Source organism: Afipia massiliensis, assembly GCF_014203115.1.
Classification (GTDB): Bacteria; Pseudomonadota; Alphaproteobacteria; order Rhizobiales; family Xanthobacteraceae; genus Afipia; species Afipia massiliensis.
Genome location: NZ_JACHIJ010000008.1, coordinates 61652 through 81078, shown reverse-complemented (window position 1 = coordinate 81078; position 19427 = coordinate 61652). Strand labels below are relative to the sequence as shown.

General features: G+C 61.1%; 20 protein-coding genes. 5 read left to right on the top strand and 15 right to left on the bottom strand.

Annotation, left to right across the window (positions count from 1 at the left end):
- Positions 1 to 239: 239 nt before the first annotated feature.
- From lhpI to HNQ36_RS22940, 3 genes are all read right to left on the bottom strand, one after another.
- Positions 240 to 1199 carry a bifunctional Delta(1)-pyrroline-2-carboxylate/Delta(1)-piperideine-2-carboxylate reductase gene (gene lhpI, locus HNQ36_RS22950; RefSeq protein WP_184089384.1) on the bottom strand — a complete coding sequence of 320 codons (960 nt, stop codon included), beginning with the start codon at positions 1197 to 1199 and terminating at the stop codon, positions 240 to 242.
- Positions 1200 to 1323: 124 nt separating this feature from the next.
- On the bottom strand, positions 1324 to 1677 hold the full coding sequence (locus HNQ36_RS22945) for a GIY-YIG nuclease family protein (RefSeq protein ID WP_430641400.1): 354 nt from the start codon (positions 1675 to 1677) through the stop codon (positions 1324 to 1326).
- 246 nt (positions 1678 to 1923) lie between these two features.
- The gene (locus tag HNQ36_RS22940) at positions 1924 to 2274 is read right to left on the bottom strand and encodes a hypothetical protein (protein ID WP_430641398.1); all 351 of its coding nucleotides are present in this window, start codon (positions 2272 to 2274) and stop codon (positions 1924 to 1926) included.
- A gap of 324 nt (positions 2275 to 2598) precedes the next feature.
- On the opposite strand from HNQ36_RS22940, the gene HNQ36_RS22935 reads away from it, so the two are divergent.
- The 4 genes from HNQ36_RS22935 to HNQ36_RS22925 all read left to right on the top strand — a co-directional run bounded on the left by HNQ36_RS22935 (position 2599) and on the right by HNQ36_RS22925 (position 6205).
- Positions 2599 to 3498: a dihydrodipicolinate synthase family protein gene (locus tag HNQ36_RS22935; RefSeq protein ID WP_184089378.1), complete on the top strand. Its 900-nt coding sequence runs from the start codon at positions 2599 to 2601 to the stop codon at positions 3496 to 3498.
- A 191-nt stretch (positions 3499 to 3689) separates the two neighbouring features.
- Positions 3690 to 3941, top strand: coding sequence for a DUF2188 domain-containing protein (locus HNQ36_RS22930; protein WP_046829562.1), 252 nt, complete (start codon positions 3690 to 3692; stop codon positions 3939 to 3941).
- A gap of 59 nt (positions 3942 to 4000) precedes the next feature.
- Entirely contained in the window at positions 4001 to 4129 is a 129-nt protein-coding gene (locus HNQ36_RS26505; RefSeq protein ID WP_283809700.1) for a hypothetical protein, read from the top strand.
- 90 nt (positions 4130 to 4219) lie between these two features.
- The gene (locus tag HNQ36_RS22925; protein ID WP_347339999.1) at positions 4220 to 6205 is read left to right on the top strand and encodes an O-linked N-acetylglucosamine transferase, SPINDLY family protein; all 1986 of its coding nucleotides are present in this window, start codon (positions 4220 to 4222) and stop codon (positions 6203 to 6205) included.
- A gap of 8 nt (positions 6206 to 6213) precedes the next feature.
- Here HNQ36_RS22925 and HNQ36_RS22920 read toward each other — a convergent pair whose 3' ends face one another.
- From HNQ36_RS22920 to HNQ36_RS22910, 3 genes are all read right to left on the bottom strand, one after another.
- On the bottom strand, positions 6214 to 6462 hold the full coding sequence (locus HNQ36_RS22920) for a DUF3297 family protein (protein ID WP_137325186.1): 249 nt from the start codon (positions 6460 to 6462) through the stop codon (positions 6214 to 6216).
- Positions 6463 to 6527: 65 nt separating this feature from the next.
- On the bottom strand, positions 6528 to 7004 hold the full coding sequence (locus HNQ36_RS22915) for a glutathione peroxidase (RefSeq protein ID WP_184089375.1): 477 nt from the start codon (positions 7002 to 7004) through the stop codon (positions 6528 to 6530).
- Positions 7005 to 7195: 191 nt separating this feature from the next.
- Positions 7196 to 7453: a hypothetical protein gene (locus HNQ36_RS22910; protein WP_184089372.1), complete on the bottom strand. Its 258-nt coding sequence runs from the start codon at positions 7451 to 7453 to the stop codon at positions 7196 to 7198.
- A gap of 307 nt (positions 7454 to 7760) precedes the next feature.
- Between HNQ36_RS22910 and HNQ36_RS22905 the strand changes: the two genes are divergently transcribed.
- Positions 7761 to 8426: a hypothetical protein gene (locus HNQ36_RS22905; RefSeq protein ID WP_184089369.1), complete on the top strand. Its 666-nt coding sequence runs from the start codon at positions 7761 to 7763 to the stop codon at positions 8424 to 8426.
- 319 nt (positions 8427 to 8745) lie between these two features.
- Here HNQ36_RS22905 and HNQ36_RS22900 read toward each other — a convergent pair whose 3' ends face one another.
- The 9 genes from HNQ36_RS22900 to frc all read right to left on the bottom strand — a co-directional run bounded on the left by HNQ36_RS22900 (position 8746) and on the right by frc (position 19400).
- On the bottom strand, positions 8746 to 9519 hold the full coding sequence (locus HNQ36_RS22900) for a fumarylacetoacetate hydrolase family protein (protein WP_184089365.1): 774 nt from the start codon (positions 9517 to 9519) through the stop codon (positions 8746 to 8748).
- Positions 9520 to 9647: 128 nt separating this feature from the next.
- Positions 9648 to 10622, bottom strand: coding sequence for a 2-dehydropantoate 2-reductase (locus HNQ36_RS22895; protein ID WP_184089362.1), 975 nt, complete (start codon positions 10620 to 10622; stop codon positions 9648 to 9650).
- A 117-nt stretch (positions 10623 to 10739) separates the two neighbouring features.
- Positions 10740 to 11186, bottom strand: a complete 447-nt coding sequence (locus tag HNQ36_RS22890; protein ID WP_184089359.1) for a CBS domain-containing protein — start codon at positions 11184 to 11186, stop codon at positions 10740 to 10742.
- Between the two features lie 570 nt (positions 11187 to 11756).
- Positions 11757 to 12641: a succinate--CoA ligase subunit alpha gene (gene sucD / locus HNQ36_RS22885; RefSeq protein WP_184089356.1), complete on the bottom strand. Its 885-nt coding sequence runs from the start codon at positions 12639 to 12641 to the stop codon at positions 11757 to 11759.
- Complete coding sequence (gene sucC, locus HNQ36_RS22880) at positions 12641 to 13843, bottom strand: ADP-forming succinate--CoA ligase subunit beta (RefSeq protein ID WP_184089353.1); 1203 nt, start codon at positions 13841 to 13843, stop codon at positions 12641 to 12643. The genes sucD and sucC overlap by 1 nt, the downstream gene beginning before the upstream one ends.
- A 246-nt stretch (positions 13844 to 14089) precedes the next feature.
- A complete protein-coding gene (locus HNQ36_RS22875; protein WP_184089351.1) occupies positions 14090 to 15601 on the bottom strand; it encodes a tripartite tricarboxylate transporter permease in 1512 nt (503 codons plus the stop codon).
- A gap of 30 nt (positions 15602 to 15631) precedes the next feature.
- A complete protein-coding gene (locus HNQ36_RS22870; RefSeq protein WP_184089348.1) occupies positions 15632 to 16138 on the bottom strand; it encodes a tripartite tricarboxylate transporter TctB family protein in 507 nt (168 codons plus the stop codon).
- Positions 16139 to 16202: 64 nt separating this feature from the next.
- Positions 16203 to 17204 (bottom strand): Bug family tripartite tricarboxylate transporter substrate binding protein, encoded by a 1002-nt coding sequence (locus HNQ36_RS22865; RefSeq protein ID WP_246395507.1) that lies wholly within the window; start codon positions 17202 to 17204, stop codon positions 16203 to 16205.
- A gap of 915 nt (positions 17205 to 18119) precedes the next feature.
- On the bottom strand, positions 18120 to 19400 hold the full coding sequence (gene frc / locus HNQ36_RS22860) for a formyl-CoA transferase (RefSeq protein ID WP_184089342.1): 1281 nt from the start codon (positions 19398 to 19400) through the stop codon (positions 18120 to 18122).
- Positions 19401 to 19427: the final 27 nt, after the last annotated feature.

Sequence of the window (19427 nt, the reverse complement as noted above, 5' to 3'; positions counted from 1 at the left end):
TTTGACGCGCGAAACCTATCGTGCGGTTTTGCGAATGACCAGTGCGGGGGCGCAGAGCTGGCTTGCTGTCGTCGTGTGATGGAAAGCGCACTCCATCAGCACGTCGTCCCGGCGAAGGCCGGGACCCATAACCACCGGCTTGCCGTTGGAGCTGGTACGCCGGACACGCCTTTGCAAAATACTCCGACAGGGGTGATGGGTCCCGGCCTTCGCCGGGACGACCTGTGGAGAGATCGTGGCTAGTCTTTCTTCTCGAAATCCCTCCACACCAGCCCGGCTGCGGCGATGTCGGACAGCGCGTTGCCCACCGCCTTGAACACCGTGATCTCGCGGTCGCTTCCGCGGCCCTTCCGCTCTCCGCGGCACAGTTCGGCCAGCGAACCGGCAAGATCGTCCGGCGCAATGACGTCGTTGCGAATGGGATCGAGCAGTTCGCCGGATTCCTTCAGCGCATCGTAGGTGTCCACGTAGATGCGGCCCCTGCGGAATACCTCGTCGTCGGCCTCGCGCATGAACGGTGTGAAGCTGCCGATCAGATCGAGATGCGTGCCCGGCTTCAGCCACGCGCCCTTGATGATCGGCCTCTCCGCAAGCGTGGCGCAACTGACGATATCCGCCTCGCCCACCGCGTGCTCCAGATCGGGCGCAACATGGGCGTCGATGCCCTTGGCGCGCAGATCGAATACCAGCCGCGCCGCGCCTGCCTCTTTGACATTCCACACCGCGACCTTGTCGATCGGCCGCACCGCGCGGAACGCATCCGCCAGAAGGCTTGCGATCCGGCCCGAGCCCACCACCAGCAATTTGGTCGCGTCCTCGCGCGCGAGGAACGCCCCGCCGAGCGCCGCGATGCCCGCCGTACGCCGCGAGGTGATCTCGTTGCCGTCGATCAGCGCGACGTGCTGGCCGGTGTCGCCGTCGCACAGCAGGTAACTGGAAAACAGTCCCGGCAGCGCCTTCTTGCCGTTTTCAGGAAAGATCGTGACGATCTTGATGCCGACAAACGCACGCTGCCACGCCGGCATGATCAGAATGGTTGCGGTCGAGCCGTCCGGCTGCGGCATGAAATGATGATGCCGCAGCGGCACATCCGCGCCCGCCGTGAACGCCTCGCGCAGCGCCGGGATCAGCCGGTCGAACGGCAGGCTGGCGCGGGTGCGCGCGGCGTCGATGACGATGGGGGATGGCGTCGTATTCAAACTAAAATCTCTCCACGTCGTCCCGGCGAAGGCCGGGACCCATACTCCCTACACTATCGTTCAAAACCGAAAGCGAGCCACTGGCAAAACTTCTGACATCGTGGATTGGCATTGAGTTCGGTGGTTATGGGTCCCGGCCTTCGCCGGGACGACCCAGTTTTAAGCCGCGCATCGCTGCCGCCCGCACGCCATCCATCAGCTTCTTGCGAAACGCACGGTCGCGCTTGAGGTGCCATTCGCGGCTCATGGCTTCGTTCCTTGTCGTGAACGGCTCGGTGTGCAGCAGCGTCCAGGCCCGTCCGCGGGTCGAGCGCGCGCCGGTGCCGGCATTATGTTTTTCCAGCCGCAGCGTCACGTCGTTGGTCCAGCCGACATAGGAAATGTAGCGGCCCTTGTGAAAACTGCCCAGCACATAGACGAACGCGACGGGCTTGGATTTTGGCTTTGTGGCGCGTGGTTTCGACGCTGTTGCACGAATTTTGGATTTTGCCACGCGAGGTTTCGATAGCGACGTGATTGTGCTCATCGCAATGATCTCTCACCCCGTCGTCCCCGCGAAAGCGGGGACCCATACTCCCTGTCGCAGCGTTTATTCAGGTTCGTTGGCAATCCGGCTTGGACAGAACCGCTAGGGGTTATGGATCCCCGCTTTCGCGGGGATGACATCGAATGTTCGGAAGCCTCACTGATCATCACCACATCCATCAGCCACTTGCGAACGACGTCACTTCGCGGCGGGCGCCTTTGGCGCTTCCTTCGGCGCATCTTTGGCCGCCCCGTTCGGCTTGCCCAGTGCCTGCACCTGACCCTGCAACTGCGCGACGGTGTTCTGCAGGCCGATCACGGTGGCCTTCAAGGCGTCGATCTGCCGGTTGGCGGCGTCGATCTTCTGCTGGCTTTCCAGCGACGCCTTGGTCAGCGACGACTTCAGAAAGTTGACGTTGCTCTGCAGACAGCCGGTGCGCCGCTCCATGGTCTTCTCGGCGGTGCAGATCTCGATGCCGGGCACGTCCTGCGCGAGCGCGCCGCCCGCCGTGAACAACAGCAGTCCCGCAACCATCATCCGCTTCATCATGCCCGACCTCTTGTCTGTTTCGCCGCCATCCTGCATGTCCAGCACCGCTCGGCGCAAACTGTCTCAGAACGTAACGGACATCATGACGCAGATGTTGCCGGATCTTAACATTTGGAACGCGGGTGGAACGAAACGCGCCCGAATCAGCGATTCATACCATGCTCGCCAGATGGCTGACCGACATCTTGTGCCGCATGCGCCCGGTGCGTCCACATCATGCTTTGCGAGGGTTGCGCCGATCGATCGAAACGTCGAAAACAGGCGTCAATCGTTAACGCCGCCACCCGCCAAAAAAACCATCCAAGAACCAAGAGCAAAGCCGCAATGAGCGACCTGCCCACAGACCTGCCAAAAAACTTGCACGGTGTGTTTCCGTATCTCGTCTCGCCGACCACGGCCGATGGCCGCATCAAGACCGATGTGCTGGGCAAGCTCTGCGACGACATGATCAAGGCTGGTGTTCACGGGGTGACGCCGCTCGGCTCGACCGGCGAGTTCGCCTATCTCAGCCGCGAGCAGCGCACCGCCGTGGTCACGGCGACGGTGGAAGCCACCGCCAAGCGCGTGCCGGTGATCGCGGGCGTGGCGTCGACATCGACTACGGATGCGGTGGCGCAGGCCAAGGCCTATCAGGCGCTCGGCGCCGACGGCATCCTGGCGATTCTCGAAGCCTATTTCCCGGTAAAGGACGCGCAGGTCGAAGCGTATTTCCGCGCCATCGCGGACGCGGTCGATATTCCCGTGGTGATCTACACCAACCCGAACTTCCAGCGCTCGGATCTCACCCTCGACGTGATCGCACGCCTCGCCGAGCATCCGCGCATCCAGTACATCAAGGATGCCTCGAACAACACCGGCCGCCTGCTGTCGATCATCAACCGCTGCGGCGACAAGATGCGCGTGTTCGCGGCGTCGGCACATATCCCGGCGGCGGTGATGCTGATCGGCGGCGTCGGCTGGATGGCGGGACCGGCCTGCATCGTGCCGCGCGAAAGCGTGAAACTGTATGATCTGTGCAAGGCGGGGCGCTGGGACGAAGCCGTCGCGCTGCAGCGCAAGCTGTGGCGGGTCAACGAGGTGTTCGCCCGGTTCAATCTCGCGGCCTGCATCAAGGCCGGACTGGACATGCAGGGCTATGACGTGGGCGACCCGATCGCGCCGCAGACGCCGCTGACCGCCGAGGAACGCAAGATCGTCGAGGGCGTGCTGGCCGGATTGGCCTGAGCCCGGCTCTACTCCCTTGGGTCAGGTCTACTGACTCCCTTGCCCCGCCCTTGCGGGGAGAGGTGAGTTGCCGCACTGACGAAACTTCGTGAAGCCGGTCGCCTGCCGGTTCCTGCCCATCGGGCGTTGAAATCGGCCGCCGCAGGCAACACGTATTGGACCTATCGCGCCGTGAACCGAAGGGTGCCCGCATGGTCAAGGTCGTTTACGAAGTGGTCGAGCACGATGGTGGCTGGGCTTACAAGTTCAACAACGTGTTTTCGGAGACCTTCCGGACCCATGAGGCCGCCCACGCCGCCGCAGCCCGCGCGGCGGCGGAACAGCGCGTGCCGGGCCGGACCGAGGTCATCCAGTTCGAGGACGGCCAGGGCAACTGGCGCGAGGAAACCGTCCGGGGCAGCGACCGCCCCTCCACCGAGGTGGTGGACCGGAGCAAACGCTGACGGCAGCGGTTCCGGCACGGGCGATTGCAAGGCGGAACGGCCCGGGCTAGAAAACCCGCATGGTCAAAGCATTGCGTAACTGGCTCGAAACCCATGAACTGCCGGCGATCATCGCCGGGGTGCTTGGCGTCCTCACCCTGCTCTCAGTCATTATTGTGGTCGGCGGATACCTGATCGTCACGCCATAGTCTCCGGCATCTCGCAGGTCCGCCGGCGGACCTGACGATGCGCGGACGGCGCGAACTCTGGATCAACGATCCCGCTTAGCGAGTTCGATCGTGGCCGCCTCGACCGACGACATCTTCAGAGAGGCGATGTGGTCGTTCCAGTCCGGGAAACTGAACGACGCCGAGAAATCCCTTCGCAAGCTGCTACGCAAGCAGCCCGCACACCCGCTGGGCTTGAGCGTGCTGGGGACGATCCTCACCGGCCTTGGAAAATATGCCGAAGCCGAGCGGCTGCTGCAGTCGGCGCTGAAGCTCAATCCGAACGCGCCGGCGGCCCTCTACAATCACGGGATAGCGCTCAAGGCGCTGGGCCGCGCGGACGAAGCGCTGGCGCAGTTCACGCAGGCGCTTGCGATCAGCCCGAACGACGCGGAAGCCTGGAGCAACCGCGGCACGGTCTATAACGACCTCAAGGACTATCAGGCCGCGATTGCCGATTTCGACAAGGCGATCGCGCTGCAGCCGACCTATGCGCTGGCTCATCACAACAAGGGCAACGCGCTGTTCGGCCTCGCCCGTTATGACGAAGCGTTGGCCGCGTACCGGCAAGCGCTGGTATTGCAGTCGAACCTCTTGGAGAGCTGGACCGGCGCCGGCCTGACCCTCCACAAGCTCAAGCGACATGACGAATCCGCAACTGCGTACGAGACGGCGCGGCAGCTCAATCCGTCGTATCCCTTTCTCAAGGGGATCCTGCTGCACCAGCGGATGCTTGCCTGCGACTGGCGCGACATCGGCAACCTGATCGCGGAGATCGAAGGCGACATCGCCGCGGGCAAGTTGTCGGCCGAACCGTTCGGCTGGCAGGGCGTCGCCACTTCGGACCAGAGTTTGCAAAAGTGCGCCGAGCTTTACAACGCGGCGAAGTTTCCAGCGGACCGCACCGCGCCAGTGGCAAGGCCAGACAACGGCGACAGGATCAGGATCGGCTATTTATCAGGCGAGTTCCGCGCACAGGCGACGTCGATCCTGATGACCGGTGTGCTGGAACAGCACGACACCTCGCAGTTCGAGATCACTGCGTTCGACAACGGCTGGGACGACGGCAGCGACATCCGCAAGCGCATCAAAGCCGCGGTTCATCGCATCGTCGATCTCCGCAGCCTGAACGACGCACAGGCCGCCCGCGCGATCCGCGACAGCGGCATCGATATTCTGGTCAACCTCAACGGCTATTTCGGCGACGACCGCACCCGCGTGTTCGCGCAGCGCCCGGCGCCGGTGCAGGTCAACTATCTCGGATTTCCCGGCACCCTCGGCGCGGCCTACATGGATTACGTCCTCGCCGACGCCACCGTGATCCCGGACTCGCAGCGGCCGTTCTTCACCGAAAACGTGGTCCATCTGCCGGACAGCTATCAGGCCAATGACCGCACGCGCGCGATCGCAGATCGCGTTTTCACCCGCGACGAACTCGGCCTGCCGCCGGACGGCGTCGTGTTCTGCTGCTTCAACAACAACTACAAGATCACACCGCAGACTTTCGACGGCTGGATGCGGATTCTGGAGCGCGTGCCCGGCAGCGTGCTGTGGCTGCTTGAGGACAACGCGACCGCCAGCGCCAATCTCCGGAAGGAAGCTGCCGCGCGAAGCATTGACCCGAAGCGGCTGGTGTTCGCGCCGCGCATGCCGCCGGACGAACATCTGGCGCGGCATCGCTGCGCCGATCTGTTTCTCGACACCCTGCCCTACAACGCGCACACCACCGCGAGCGACGCACTGTGGGCCGGACTGCCGCTACTGACATGCCGGGGAGACACATTCGCGGGGCGTGTCGCGGCAAGCCTGCTCAAGACTATCGACCTGCCTGAGCTCGTCACGTCATCGCAGGCGGACTACGAGCAACGCGCCATCGAGCTTGCGACACAGCCGGACAGACTCAAGGCGCTCCGGCAGAAACTCGCGGACAACCGCCTGACCACGCCGCTGTTTGACACCGTGCGCTTCACGCGGCATCTGGAACAGGCGTATACGGCCATGCACGCGCGCAGCAAGGCACGGCAGAAGCCGGAGCATATCGTCGTACCGGCCATGTAGCCGCGGCGCTACTTCTCGTCCCGGAAATACGGCTCGACCGCGCCGGTCAGCTTGATGGTCAGCGGATTGCCGAAGCGGTCCTTGGACGAACCCGCCGTGACGCGCACCCAGCCCTCGCTGACGCAGTATTCCTCGACGTTATTCTTCTCGACGCCCTTGAAGCGGATGCCGACATCGCGCGACAGCACGTCCGCGTTGTAATACGGGCTGCGGGGGTCGGTGGAGAGGCGGTCGGGAAGCTGGTCGCTCATCGTCATATCCTGATTCATGTGGGTCTTGAGTCTTGTTCGTAACTCTTGGTCTTGAAGTCGGTGTCCTGATCTTACAGGAGCTTTTCAATATCGCTGGTCAGCGCGCCGGGCGCCGTGGTCGAGCTGTAGCGCGCAACGACCTTGCCGGCGCGATCGACCAGGAACTTGGTGAAGTTCCATTTGATCGATGAGCCGAGCAGCCCGGGCTTCTCGCGCTTGAGATGATCGAACAGCGGCAGCGCATTGCCGCCGTTGACGTCGATCTTGGCGAACATCGGAAACGTCACGTCGTACTTCTGCGAGCAGAACGCGGCGATCTCCTGCGCACTGCCCGGCTCCTGGCCGCCGAACTGGTTGCACGGAAAGCCGAGCACCGAAAAGCCGCGGGGGCCGAGCGCGCGCTGCAATTCCTCGAGTTGCGCATATTGGGGCGTGAAGCCGCAGGCGCTCGCGGTGTTGACGATCAGCAGCACCTGCCCCTCATAGGCCTTGAGCGGACGCTCTTCGCCGTCCAGCGTCGCTGCCGAGAAATCGTAGACCGTGGTCATGCGCGTCCCTGATCGTTTGTCATCAATGCATGTCGCTCATCATACACGTCGTCGTCCCGGCGAAGGCCGGGACCCATCACCCCTGTCACCATTCTTAAGACAGAAAATCGGATATTCACCTTCAGCAACAAATTCAGTGATTGTGGGTCCCGGCCTTCGCCGGGACGACCTCGGGGTGGGATGCCATGCCCTCAGGTCCGGAAGCCGCCCTTTTGCTGATTGGCGAGCCACTCGGAGAGCTTCGCCGGGGCCTCTTTCTTGGCAGGCTTTGCCGCCCCTTTCCTGGCTTTGGCCTTGGCCGGCGGCGCAGCAGCCGCTTCGGCGGCCTCCCTGGCAAGACGCAGCGCGCGCAGCTTTTCCATGTTGGCGCGCACCGCGCGGCCTTCCGCCTCGTACTGCGTCAACGACTTGTTGCCGTCGCTCTTCTGCCCGTGCGGCTTTTCGCTCATTGTTGTTCTCCGGATTGGGGCATGGTCGGCAGCATGCCCCTGGATCGATCCAGGGACGGGAACCGGCGGCCGGACGAGACCATGCCCAAACATCGCCCGCAACGCCGCAGTGGTCCCTTTAGCCGATCCGCGATGCCATGTCTTGCATCGCGAAAGCCGCTGATTTACCCGATGTTGGCAACTCCGCGCTAAGGCCTGTGAGCCCTCCCGAGAGGTTTTGGAGCCTCGGAAAGCCACAATTGTTCAACAATTTGGGCGAGACTTGACCGGTTTCAGCGACAGCGGGAATCTGCGACAGAGAAACGTTTTGGCGATCCGGACGACATACATCGTGCTGATGTGCGGCGCGGGCCTTCTGGCCGGCGTCGGCGGCTGGCTGATCGGCGACCAGTTGTTCTTCCAGAGCGCATCCGCATCGCTGACCAGGGACGATCCCGCGGACGACTTTGACGCACGCTATCCGGTCTCCAACACGATGACGAAACAGGACCGTGTCATCGCCTCTCCGGTTCCGGCAGAAAGCACCGAATCCACCGTTCCGAACGACATGTATGAAACCGCGCGCGCCTGGATGACGGCGCCGGTGACGCTGCCGCGCAGGCTCGCTGCGAAATCGGAGAAGCCCTCGCGGCTGTTCCTCAACGACAGCCAGATCGCCGGCATCAAGAAGCGGCTGAACCTCACCGCCTCGCAGCAGAAATACTGGCCGCCGGTGGAAAACGCGATGCGCGAGGTCACGCTGCAGATCGAGGACTACCAGAAGCGGCTGAAGAAAAATCACGACGACAGCTTCGACACGGAGAGCGAGGCTATTACGCGGCTGAAAACCGCGACGCGCGCACTTTACGCACAGCTCAGCGGCGCGCAAAAGAACGACATCGCGGTTCTGGTGCGCATGACGGGGCTCGGTCCGGCGTTCGCCGAACTCACCGGCACCAAGGCAGCCAAGAATGAGCCGGAAAATTCGCGGTGAGGCGTGCGCGGCGTCATTGCGAGCGCAGCGAAGCAATCCAAATTTAAAGAGAAAGACTGGATTGCTTCGTCGCAAGTGCTCCTCGCAATGACGACAACATAACGATCGTCGTCCTGGCGCAGGCCGGACCCATACCCGCTCGCGGACAATCCCGTCATCCTGAGGTGCGAGCACTTGCGAGCCTCGAAGGATGACGGTGACGCGCGGCTGCGCATCCTTCGAGGCTCGCCGCAAGCGCGGCGCGCTCCTCAGGATGACGCACCATCGTTACATTTCGCGAAGGTCAATGGTCCCGGCCTTCGCCAGGACGACCAAAACCTCAATTCCTGAACTCGTTGGTCAGTTCGCCGACGCCGTCGATGGCGATGATGACCTTGTTGACCGGCTCCTTCATCACGCCGACGCCCAGTGACGTGCCGCAGGCGATGATGTCGCCCGGCAGCAACGTCATGTCGTGCGAGATTTTGCTGACCAGTTCCTGCGCCGAGAAGATCATGTCCGAGATTCTGTAGGACTGCCGCTCCGCGCCGTTGAGGATGGTTCGCACAGTCAGCTTTGCCGGATCGATATCCGTGACGATGGCGGGGCCGAACGGGCAGAAGTCGTCGAAGCCTTTGGCGCGCGCCCACTGCGGAAACGTCGGGTCCTTGTTGAGAATGTCCGCTGCGGTGATGTCGTTGACGCAGGTATAGCCGAGGATGAAATCGTCGGCCTCTGTCACCGACACCGCGCGACAGGTCTTTCCGATCACAATGGCAAGTTCACCTTCATAGGCGACCTTCCCGTCATACCATGCAGGCTTCTGCACCACCGCGTTCGGCGACGTCACGGTCGTCGGCGCTTTCAGCAGATAAAGCGGCTCGGCCGGTTCGGCGACGTTGAGCTTCGCCGCCAGCGCGTGAAAGTTGTTCCACAGCGCGACGACCTTCGACGGCGTAGTAGGCGCGAGCAGTTCAACATCGGACAGCGACAAGGTCTTGCCGTTCGCCTTGGGACTATCGAACATGTCGCCGTGATGCACGGTGATATTCTGGCCCGACAGCGTGCCGAAGCCTGTCTGATCCTGATGGCGAAAGCGAACCCACTGCGTCACGGAAACCTCCAAAACATTGCTTCCCGTCACTGCGAGGAGCGTAGCGACGAAGCAATCCAGTCCTTATGCAAGAAAACTGGATTGCTTCGCTTCGCTCGCAATGACGATTGAGGCGACAGGATAGGAATTCAATAAAGCTCCGCAATCTTGGCGCGCTGCGCCACCAGCGCCAGCACGACGTCGATCGACGGCGTCGGGATTTTTGACAGCGCACCCATCTCCTGCACCACGGTGACAAGCGGATCGATTTCCATCGGCCGGCCGCGCTCGAGGTCCTGCAGCATCGATGTCTTGTGCGCGCCGACCTTGCGCGCGCCCTCGATCCGGCGCTCGACATCGACGCGGAACCTGATGCCGAACTTCTCGGCGATGGTCTGTGCCTCCACCATCATGGACCTGGCCACCGCGCGCGTGCCCGGATCGCTGCCGATCACATCGAGCGTGGCGTGAGTCAGCGCGCTGATCGGATTGAAGCAGACGTTGCCCCACAGCTTGAGCCAGATTTCGTCGCGGATGTTCTCCAGCACCGGCGCCTGCAGGCCCGCCTTCACGAACAGCGCCGCCAGCGCCTCGACATCGGCGCTCTTCTCGCCGGACGGCTCACCAAGCGGAAAGCGGTCGCCGTAGACATGGCGGATCACGCCGGGCGCTTCGATCTCGGTCGCCGGATAGACCACGCAGCCGATGGCGCGCTCCGGCCCAAGCTCCTTCCACTGGCGGCCGCCGGGATCGATGCTTTCCAGTGTCGAACCTTCGCAGGCGTTGCCGTGCTTGTAGAAGTACCAGTAGGGAATGCCGTTCACCGCGGTGACGATGCGCGTCTTCGGCCCGAGCAGCGGCTGCATCGCCTCGATCACGCCGGTGATCGAGTGTGCCTTGAGGCAGATGATAACGACATCCTGCACGCCAAGCTCGGCGGGATTGTCAGTGCAACGCGGATGCACCACGCGCTCTTCGTCGCCGATCAGGAGTTTCAGGCCGTTGGCCTTCATCGCCGCCAGATGCGCGCCGCGCGCCACCAGGCTGACATCGGCGCCCGCCTGCGCGAGCTGCACGCCGAGATAGCCGCCAATCGCACCCGCACCGTAAATACAGATCTTCATCGCGTTTCCCAAAATGATTGCAGCAATGGAGGTGCGGAATGGATTCTGAAGAAAAAAGCAGGGTGCGATCACACGACCGGAGAGTGCATGTGATCGCGCCCTGCAGGGAGATACCCCTCAGACAAACGCGAGTTCGGCTGGCCTTGGGCCGGGGCGCGCCATCGCATCGAAGCCGGTGGTGGCGTTGATGTCGCGCATGCTGATCACGCCGATCAGGGTGTGATCGTCGATCACCGGCAGATGCCGGATGTGATTGTCGTTCATCAGATCGCGCACGTACTCCAGCGAATCCGTGGAATGGCACGACACCATTTTTTGCACTGAAATGAGCGCGGACACCTTCATGTTGATTCCGGCCGGCCCGTGCTCGGCGACGGCGCGCACCACGTCGCGCTCGGAGAACATGCCGACAGCGACATTGCCTTCGGTGCGGCACACGTCCTTCACGACGAGCGCGCTGATGTTCTCGTTGCGAAGCAGCCGCGCGGCGGTCGCGACGGTCTCGTTCATGCGGACGGTGGCGATACGGGTGCTCTTCCTGTTCAGGATGTCTCCGACTCTCATCACAACCTCCCTGGTCCGTGGGCGGGGATGTCTCTCCCCAGCGGGCGCTCGTGTCCGAGGATGGATATCCTCGTTGACGCCCCGATACTGGTATACATTATGCCACGAGTCAATCGGAACAGATTCCTATTTCGTGGTGGTATGCCTGAGCCTCGGAACGACAACGGGATGTCCGTGCAGACTACGTGCAGCCGCCGCGATGCCGTCACCATCCGGCCTTTTGCGCTGGAGTTCGTCACCGTTTGGCCATTTGCAGCGACGTACCCGGCGAATGCCGTGCAAGGCGTTGAAAGCGCATTGGGTTTGGGTTCAGATCAATTGCGAATGTCAGTCGTCGTCCCGGCGAAGGCCGGGCCCATAACCACTCCACTATCAATAAAAAATTGCCTCATCGCGCGCAGCATCAGGCATCTGGGAGTATGGGTCCCGGCCTTCGCCGGGACGACGCTGTAGAAATAACATGGACTCAAACGCAGGATGCCCGGGACAAGCCCGGGCATGACAACGTGGTTATCGAAGCATCGCCGTTGAAGAAAATCTCAACGCAGAATCTTCGCGCAGAAACTTTGATCAGCCCTTCAGCACATCGACCAGCGTTTTGCCGAGACGCGCAGGTGACGGCGAGACGCGAATGCCGGCGGCTTCCATCGCCGCGATCTTGGATTCGGCATCGCCCTTCCCGCCCGAGATGATCGCACCGGCGTGGCCCATGCGACGGCCGGGAGGCGCGGTGCGGCCGGCGATGAAACCAACCATCGGCTTCTTGCGTCCGCGCTTTGCTTCGTCCTTGATGAACTGCGCCGCGTCCTCTTCCGACGAACCACCGATCTCGCCGATCATCACGATCGACTTGGTGTCGGGATCGGCGAGAAACAGCTCGAGCATCGCGATGAAGTCAGTGCCCTTCACCGGATCGCCGCCGATGCCGACCGCCGTGGTCTGGCCGAGACCTTCGGCGGACGTCTGGTACACCGCCTCATAGGTCAGCGTGCCCGAGCGCGACACGATTCCCACGTTGCCCTTCTTGAAAATATTGCCGGGCATGATCCCGATTTTGCATTCGCCCGCCGTCATCACGCCGGGACAATTGGGACCGATCAGCCGCGAGCTTGAGCCTTCAAGCGCGCGCTTGACGCGCACCATGTCCGCCACCGGAATTCCCTCCGTGATGCAGACGATCAGCGGCACTTCGGCGTCGATCGCTTCGCAGATCGCATCCGCGGCACCCGGCGGCGGGACATAGATCACGCTGGCATCGGCGCCGGTCTTCTCGCGCGCTTCCGCTACCGTGTCGAACACCGGCAGGCCGAGATGCGAGGAGCCGCCCTTGCCGGGCGAGGTGCCGCCAACCATCTGCGTGCCGTAAAGCGCCGCCTGCTCGGAATGAAAAGTGCCGTTTTTTCCGGTAAAACCCTGGCAAATCACCTTCGTGGTGCTGTCGATGAGAATGGACATTACGCGGCTTCCTTGCGTGTGGCGCGAACGATTTTCTGCGCGGCATCGTCGAGATCGTCGGCGGCGACGACATTCAATCCGGACTCGGCGATGACCTTCTTGCCGAGTTCGACATTGGTCCCTTCGAGGCGAACCACCAGCGGCACACTCAAGCCGACTTCGCGAACCGCGGCGACGACGCCTTCCGCGACGACATCGCAGCGCATGATGCCGCCGAAGATGTTGACCAGGATTCCTTTCACGTTGGGATCGGAGGTGATGATCTTGAAAGCGGCTGCAACCTTTTCCTTGGTCGCACCGCCGCCGACATCGAGGAAATTGGCCGGCGTCGCGCCATAGAGCTTGATGATATCCATGGTCGCCATCGCCAGTCCCGCGCCGTTGACCATGCAGCCGATGGTGCCTTCGAGCGCGATGTAGTTGAGGTCGTATTTCGACGCCTCGATTTCCTTTTCATCTTCTTCGGTCAGGTCGCGCAGCTTCACCAACTCGTGGTGACGATACAGCGCGTTGGAATCGAAATTGATCTTGGCGTCGAGACAGCGGAGCTCGCCCTGCTTCGTTACCACCAGCGGATTGATTTCCAGCATCGCCATGTCGGTGGAGAGGAAGGCGCTGTAAAGCTGCGCCGTCAGTTTCTCAGCCTGCTTGGCGAGATCGCCGGTCAACCCGAGCACCTGCGCGACCTTGCGGCCGTGATGCGCCATCACGCCGGTGGCGGGATCGACGGAGAACGTCACGATCTTCTCCGGCGTGTCGTGTGCGACCTTCTCGATGTCCATGCCGCCTTCGGTCGAAACCACGAAGGCGACGCGCGATGTTTCGCGATCGACCAGCATCGAGAGATAGAATTCCTTTTCGATCTCGGAGCCGTCTTCGATGTACAGCCGGTTGACCTGCTTGCCTGCCGGCCCGGTCTGTTCGGTAACGAGCGTGCGTCCGAGCATTTCCCTGGCGAAGCTTGCGACTTCATCGACTGACTTCGCCAACCGCACGCCGCCCTTCGCGTCGGCCGGCAATCCCTTGAACTTGCCCTTGCCGCGACCGCCGGCATGGATCTGCGATTTCACAACGTAGACCGGACCCGGCAACGCATTTGCCGCGGCGACCGCTTCGTCGACAGTGAAAGCCGGCGCACCTGCCGACACCGTCACTCCAAAATTTTTCAGGACGGCTTTGCCCTGATACTCGTGAATATTCATGGCTTCCTCCAATCGTGGTCCGGATCGAGAAACGCCCTGTTTCAGGGCTTAAGTGCACTCGCCCGCCATCTTGTATTATGTATACCAGAAATTGCCCGTGCTCCCGGCGCGAGTCAACCGGTTTCGCAGGCCCAAGCGAGAAAAGAAAAAGCGCGCCCATCCAAGGGATGAGCGCGCTTCGGTTGGGCTGTTTCTTGCTCAGCGAGTCTCAGTCAAGCCTGCAACAAGCAGACTTCACTTTTTCTCTCACATCGCCGCCTTCGGTGTGCGTGACTGCAACCAGGTCCAGCCGTTCGAGATCAAAGGCCAGAACAGCGCAATCAATCCCAGCATCATGATCGTTCCGACCAGACCGTTGGAGAAGAACACGCCAAGGCTTCCCTGCGATCCCAGCAGCGATTGCCGGAACGCCTCTTCCGCCTTGTCACCGAGCACGATCGCAAGCACCAGCGGCGCCATCGGATAGTTGCACTTCTTCATCACGTATCCGACCACACCGAACACCATCATCATCACGACGTCGAAGGTGTTGTTGTGCACGGTGTAAGCGCCGATGGCACACAGCACCAGGATCACCGGCGCGATGATGCTGAACGGAATGCGCAGGATTGCTGCGAACAGCGGCACGCAGGTCAGCACGATAATCAGGCCGACGAAGTTTCCGAGATACATGCTGGCAATCAGACCCCAGACGAATTCCTTCTGTTCGACGAACAGCAGCGGTCCTGGCTGCAGTCCCCAGATCAGCAAGCCACCGAGTAGCACCGCAGCGGTCGGCGAACCCGGAACGCCGAGCGACAGCATGGGCAACAACGCCGCGGTACCGGCCGCATGCGCAGCTGTTTCGGGCGCAACCACGCCTTCAATCTCACCCTTGCCGAAGTTCTTGCCGTTCTTCGACATGCGCTTGGCGATGCCATAGCTCATGAAAGATGCAGGCGTTGCGCCGGCCGGCGAAATTCCCATCCACACGCCGATGAAACACGAGCGCAGCGACGTCGCCCAGTAGCGCGGAAGCTCCTTCCAGGTTTCCCACACCACTCTTGCATTGATCTTGGCGGCCTTACCTCGGAAGTTCAGCCCCTCCTCCATGGTGAGAAGGATCTCGCCGATTCCGAACAATCCGATCACCGCGATCAGGAAGTCGAATCCACTCAGCAGGTGGGTGAATCCGAAGGTCATGCGCAACTGTCCCGTGACGCTGTCGAGGCCGACAGACGCCAGCGCAAAGCCGATCATCATCGCGACAATTGTTTTGAATGGCGGCTCCTTGCCCATGCCGATGAAACTGCAGAACGCTATGAAGAACACCGCGAATTTTTCCGCCGGCCCGAACTGAAGCGCAAACTTCGCAACCAACGGTGCAACCAGCGTAATCATGATGACGGCGAACAGCGCGCCGACGAAGGACGACGTGAACGCGGCGGTGAGCGCCTCGCCGGCCTTGCCCTTCTGTGCCATGGGATGGCCATCAAATGTCGTGGCCACGGACCACGGCTCGCCGGGGATATTGAACAGCACCGACGTGATGGCGCCGCCAAACAGTGCCCCCCAGTAGATGCAAGACAGCATGATGATGGCCGACGTCGGCGTCATGCTGAATGTGAGCGGCAGCAGGATCGCCACACCGTTCGCACCGCCGAGACCGGGCAGCACGCCGATGATGACGCCGAGCAAGATCCCGATGACCATGACCATGATGTTGAACGGCTGCAGCACCGTCGCGAAGCCGTGAAACAGATTTACGATTTCTTCCATATCGATGTCCTCAACCGCAGCTTTGAATTTTCAGAGACCGAGCAAGTCTTCCAACGGTCCTTTTGGCAACGGAATGAGGAACCATTTTTCGAAGAACAGGTAGATCGCGAAAGGTGTGCCGAGTGCCACGGCAGCCGCCTTGGTCCACGGGTATTTACCGAGCCATTTCATGAACAGCGCAATCAGGATGACCGACGCAACATAGATGCCGAGATACGGAATGCTCAGAGTGTAAATCGTGGTCGGAACAACGACGCACATCACCTGGCGAAGCTGCCCCCAATCCGCGAAAAGCTGACCGTCATCGGACTGCATCAAAATCTCGATGCAGTTCACGACGCTCGCCAGCACAATGATGACGCCGATGTAGAAGGGAAAGAATCCGGCTTTCGGACCTTCAGGACCCCACCCCGATCCCGCCTTGACGCTGCCGATGATCGTGATCGCGCCGAACAGGATACAGAATACTGCCACCCCGAATTCCGTCCATCGATGCGACGGACCACGCTGACCTACTCCAGAAGAATGCTCGCTCATGTTTTTTTCCCGCGCTGAAGCCCTGCCGGCGGAGATAATCCGCCGGCAGTATTGACCCTTGATGTTATTGCGGCGCCGCCAGGAAGCCGGCGTCCTTCATGAGTGCCTGGTGCCGCTTCTCTTCGTTCTCGACCCAGGCGCTGTATTCGGAACCGACCATGAGAGTCTGATTGAAGGCGCCATCCTTCATCAGGGTCTGCCATTCCGGAGTTTCACGAACCTTCTTGAGCAGGTTGACGTAGAATTCGACCTGATCCTTGGTCGCCTTGGGCGACGTGAAGAATCCGCGCAGCATCAGATATTCGACGTCGAGCCCCTGTGACTTGCACGTCGGAATGTCGCTCCACGATTTACCATCAGCCATGACGTCCTTGTATGGCAGCGGCTTCGCATCGAACACGCAGAGCGGACGTACGGCGCCGCCCCGCCACTGAGCCACGGCCTCGATCGGATTGTTCACCGTGGAATCGACGTGTTTGCCGACGAGTTGGACCGCGACTTCACCGCCGCCGCGATAGGGGATGTAGGTGAACTTGGTGCCGGAAGCCTTTTCGATGGCGACCGTAATGATCTGGTCTTCCTGCTTCGATCCGGTGCCGCCCATCTTGAACTCGCCGGGCTTTGCCTTCACCGCTGCGATGTAGTCCTTCACCGTCTTGTGGGGACTTTCCGCGTTGACCCAGAGAATGAATTCGTCGAGCGCCATCATGGCGACCGGCGTCAGATCCTTGTGACTGAACGGAATGCCCGTCCCCAGCGGCGTGGTGAAAAGATTGGACAGAGTGATCACCAGCTTGTGCGGATTACCCGCCGAGCCTTTGACGTCGAGGAAGCCTTCGCCACCTGCACCGCCCGCCTTGTTCACAACCACCAGCGGCTGTTTCATCAGCTGGTGCTTGGTAACGATACCCTGGATGGTCCGCGCCATCTGGTCGGCGCCGCCGCCGGTGCCCGCGGGCACGACGATTTCAACGGGACGGGTCGGCTCCCAGGCCGCCGCAGCAGGCCCGGAAGCCAATACTGCCGCCAACGAGATTCCGAGTATTGTATGGATCGACAATCGCATCATCGCACTTCTCCCCAAACATTGTTTCATGCCGCTCAACGGCGGCTTGGTTCCGAAGTCCGCACTGCGCAGCTCCGGTTTCTCTTGTCGTTATCGCGTCGCGTGCATGCACCTCACCAAACAGAGTTGCGATACACATGACGCAAAATGCTCGCTTGCGCGGCACGCAGCCCGCAGCGGTCATCGCAATCATTGTGAGGAAGTTCGTGCTGATAGCTAGGGCGACATCCGTCGGCCCTGTGCTCAGCATCGGCTGCAATCGTCAGAACGATATTGGCCAGTTTCCCCTCCCAAGGCGCGTTGTTCTGTTTCGTTTTCGACAAACGCTGCCTGAGCACATCCTTGTATGCGATATACCAGAGTACAAGTTAAATCTGACGCCACGCCTTTGGGCAGTGCGACATTGCCAGCACCTGGAACCAGAATACGGCCCCAACAATCGAGACGTTTCCGGCAAGCATTTGATGTTTTTCGGCTAACCAGCCATGCGCAGATAGGACTTTGGGATTCAAAGACTGGGCCACGGCAGGCCGTTGCCGCAGGCTTAAGTGGGGGCGTGTCCCAGTAGGAAAATGTCAGGAAAAGCAAGCCATTGACGAAATCACCCAGCAATAGAACGAACGTCCGTAGGATTGTTCCTTTGCGTTGCGAAGGTCTTCTAAAAATCGATTTGTTCAGCGCTGGTCACTGCGCGGCGCAATGTGGTCTGCATCTCAGGTATACCAGATACCAGAACCCACGAAGCGCTTTGCATAGCAGCATTGGTGAATATTGCGCCGCAACAGACATCTGAATTGCGACAAAATGTCGCATATGAGGGTGCGTGCCATCACGAGCTCCACCAATTTCGACGCAAGAAAAAAGCCGGCGGAAACCGCCGGCCTCAACATGAATGAATGATACGACCGCTCGTCGTTATTCTGCGGCTTCAACCTTTCGGGGCGGAGCAAGCGCACCCGAATTATGCGTTTCGGCAACCTGATTGTCGTTGAAGCCCAGCACCTGCTTCAGGATCTCGTCAGTGTGCTCACCCAGCAACGGCGAACGCGTCACTACGGTTGGGCTGTCCGACAGCTTGATCGGGTTACCGACAGAAATGTATTTGCCGCGTGTCGGATGATCGACCTCAACAAGCGTCCCGGTGGCGTAGAGAGATTTGTCCTCGGAGATTTCCTTCATCGACAGGATCGGGCCGCATGGAATGTCGTCCTTGTTGAGGATTTCCATCGCCTCGAACTTGGTCTTGGTCATGGTCCACTGTTCGATGCGCGCGAAAATCTCGTTCAGGCGCGGCAAACGCACTGCCGGCTTGGCGTAATCTGGATGCGTCTTCCAGCCCGGCTCGCCGATCACATCGCAGATCTTCTCCCAGACAGGAGCCTGCGTGATGAAATAGAGGTAAGCGTTCGGATCCGTCTCCCAGCCCTTGCACTTCAGGATGCGGCCCGGCTGGCCACCGCCGGAATCGTTGCCGGCGCGCGGCACAGCGTCACCGAACGGAATGCCTTCGCCGAACTGGCTGTATTCCTTGAGCGGGCCATGTGCGAGACGCTGCTGGTCGCGCATCTTGACGCGCGCCAGATTGAGCACGCCGTCCTGCATCGCCGCGGTGACCTTCTGTCCCTTGCCAGTGACCGTGCGCTGATAAAGCGCGGTCACGATGCCGAGCGCCAGATGCAAACCGGTACCGCTGTCGCCGATCTGCGCACCAGTGACCAGTGGCAGCCCGTCGCGGAAACCGGTTGTCGATGCAGCGCCGCCGGTGCACTGAGCGACGTTCTCATACACCTTGCAGTCTTCGTAAGGACCAGGGCCGAAACCCTTGATCGACGCCACGATCAATTTCGGATTGATCTTCTGGATGGTCTCCCAGGGAAAGCCCATGCGATCCAGCACGCCAGGGCCGAAATTCTCCACCAGCACGTCGCACTTCTTCATCAGCTCGGTGAGGACTTCCTTGCCCTTCGGGTTCTTGGTGTCGAGCGTGATCGAGCGCTTGTTGTGGTTGAGCATCGTGAAATAAAGGCTGTCCGCGTTCGGGACATCCATAAGCTGGCCGCGGGTGATGTCACCGACGCCGGGACGCTCCACCTTGATCACATCGGCGCCGAACCATGCCAGCAACTGCGTACATGTCGGTCCCGACTGAACGTGGGTGAAATCAAGAATGCGAACGCCCTTCAGCGCCTGTGTCATTATCTTCTACTCCATATCAACCGACGC

Coding starts and splice junctions, on each gene's coding strand:
- HNQ36_RS22940 (WP_430641398.1), bottom strand. CDS start 2,274: ATGATGAAGCGGATGATGGTTGCGGGACTGCTGTTGTTCACGGCGGGC.
- HNQ36_RS22935 (WP_184089378.1), top strand. CDS start 2,599: ATGAGCGACCTGCCCACAGACCTGCCAAAAAACTTGCACGGTGTGTTT.
- HNQ36_RS22930 (WP_046829562.1), top strand. CDS start 3,690: ATGGTCAAGGTCGTTTACGAAGTGGTCGAGCACGATGGTGGCTGGGCT.
- HNQ36_RS26505 (WP_283809700.1), top strand. CDS start 4,001: ATGGTCAAAGCATTGCGTAACTGGCTCGAAACCCATGAACTGCCGGCG.
- HNQ36_RS22920 (WP_137325186.1), bottom strand. CDS start 6,462: ATGACGATGAGCGACCAGCTTCCCGACCGCCTCTCCACCGACCCCCGC.
- HNQ36_RS22915 (WP_184089375.1), bottom strand. CDS start 7,004: ATGACCACGGTCTACGATTTCTCGGCAGCGACGCTGGACGGCGAAGAG.
- HNQ36_RS22910 (WP_184089372.1), bottom strand. CDS start 7,453: ATGAGCGAAAAGCCGCACGGGCAGAAGAGCGACGGCAACAAGTCGTTG.
- HNQ36_RS22895 (WP_184089362.1), bottom strand. CDS start 10,622: ATGAAGATCTGTATTTACGGTGCGGGTGCGATTGGCGGCTATCTCGGC.
- HNQ36_RS22890 (WP_184089359.1), bottom strand. CDS start 11,186: ATGAGAGTCGGAGACATCCTGAACAGGAAGAGCACCCGTATCGCCACC.
- sucD (WP_184089356.1), bottom strand. CDS start 12,641: ATGTCCATTCTCATCGACAGCACCACGAAGGTGATTTGCCAGGGTTTT.
- sucC (WP_184089353.1), bottom strand. CDS start 13,843: ATGAATATTCACGAGTATCAGGGCAAAGCCGTCCTGAAAAATTTTGGA.
- HNQ36_RS22875 (WP_184089351.1), bottom strand. CDS start 15,601: ATGGAAGAAATCGTAAATCTGTTTCACGGCTTCGCGACGGTGCTGCAG.
- HNQ36_RS22870 (WP_184089348.1), bottom strand. CDS start 16,138: ATGAGCGAGCATTCTTCTGGAGTAGGTCAGCGTGGTCCGTCGCATCGA.
- HNQ36_RS22865 (WP_246395507.1), bottom strand. CDS start 17,204: ATGCGATTGTCGATCCATACAATACTCGGAATCTCGTTGGCGGCAGTA.
- frc (WP_184089342.1), bottom strand. CDS start 19,400: ATGACACAGGCGCTGAAGGGCGTTCGCATTCTTGATTTCACCCACGTT.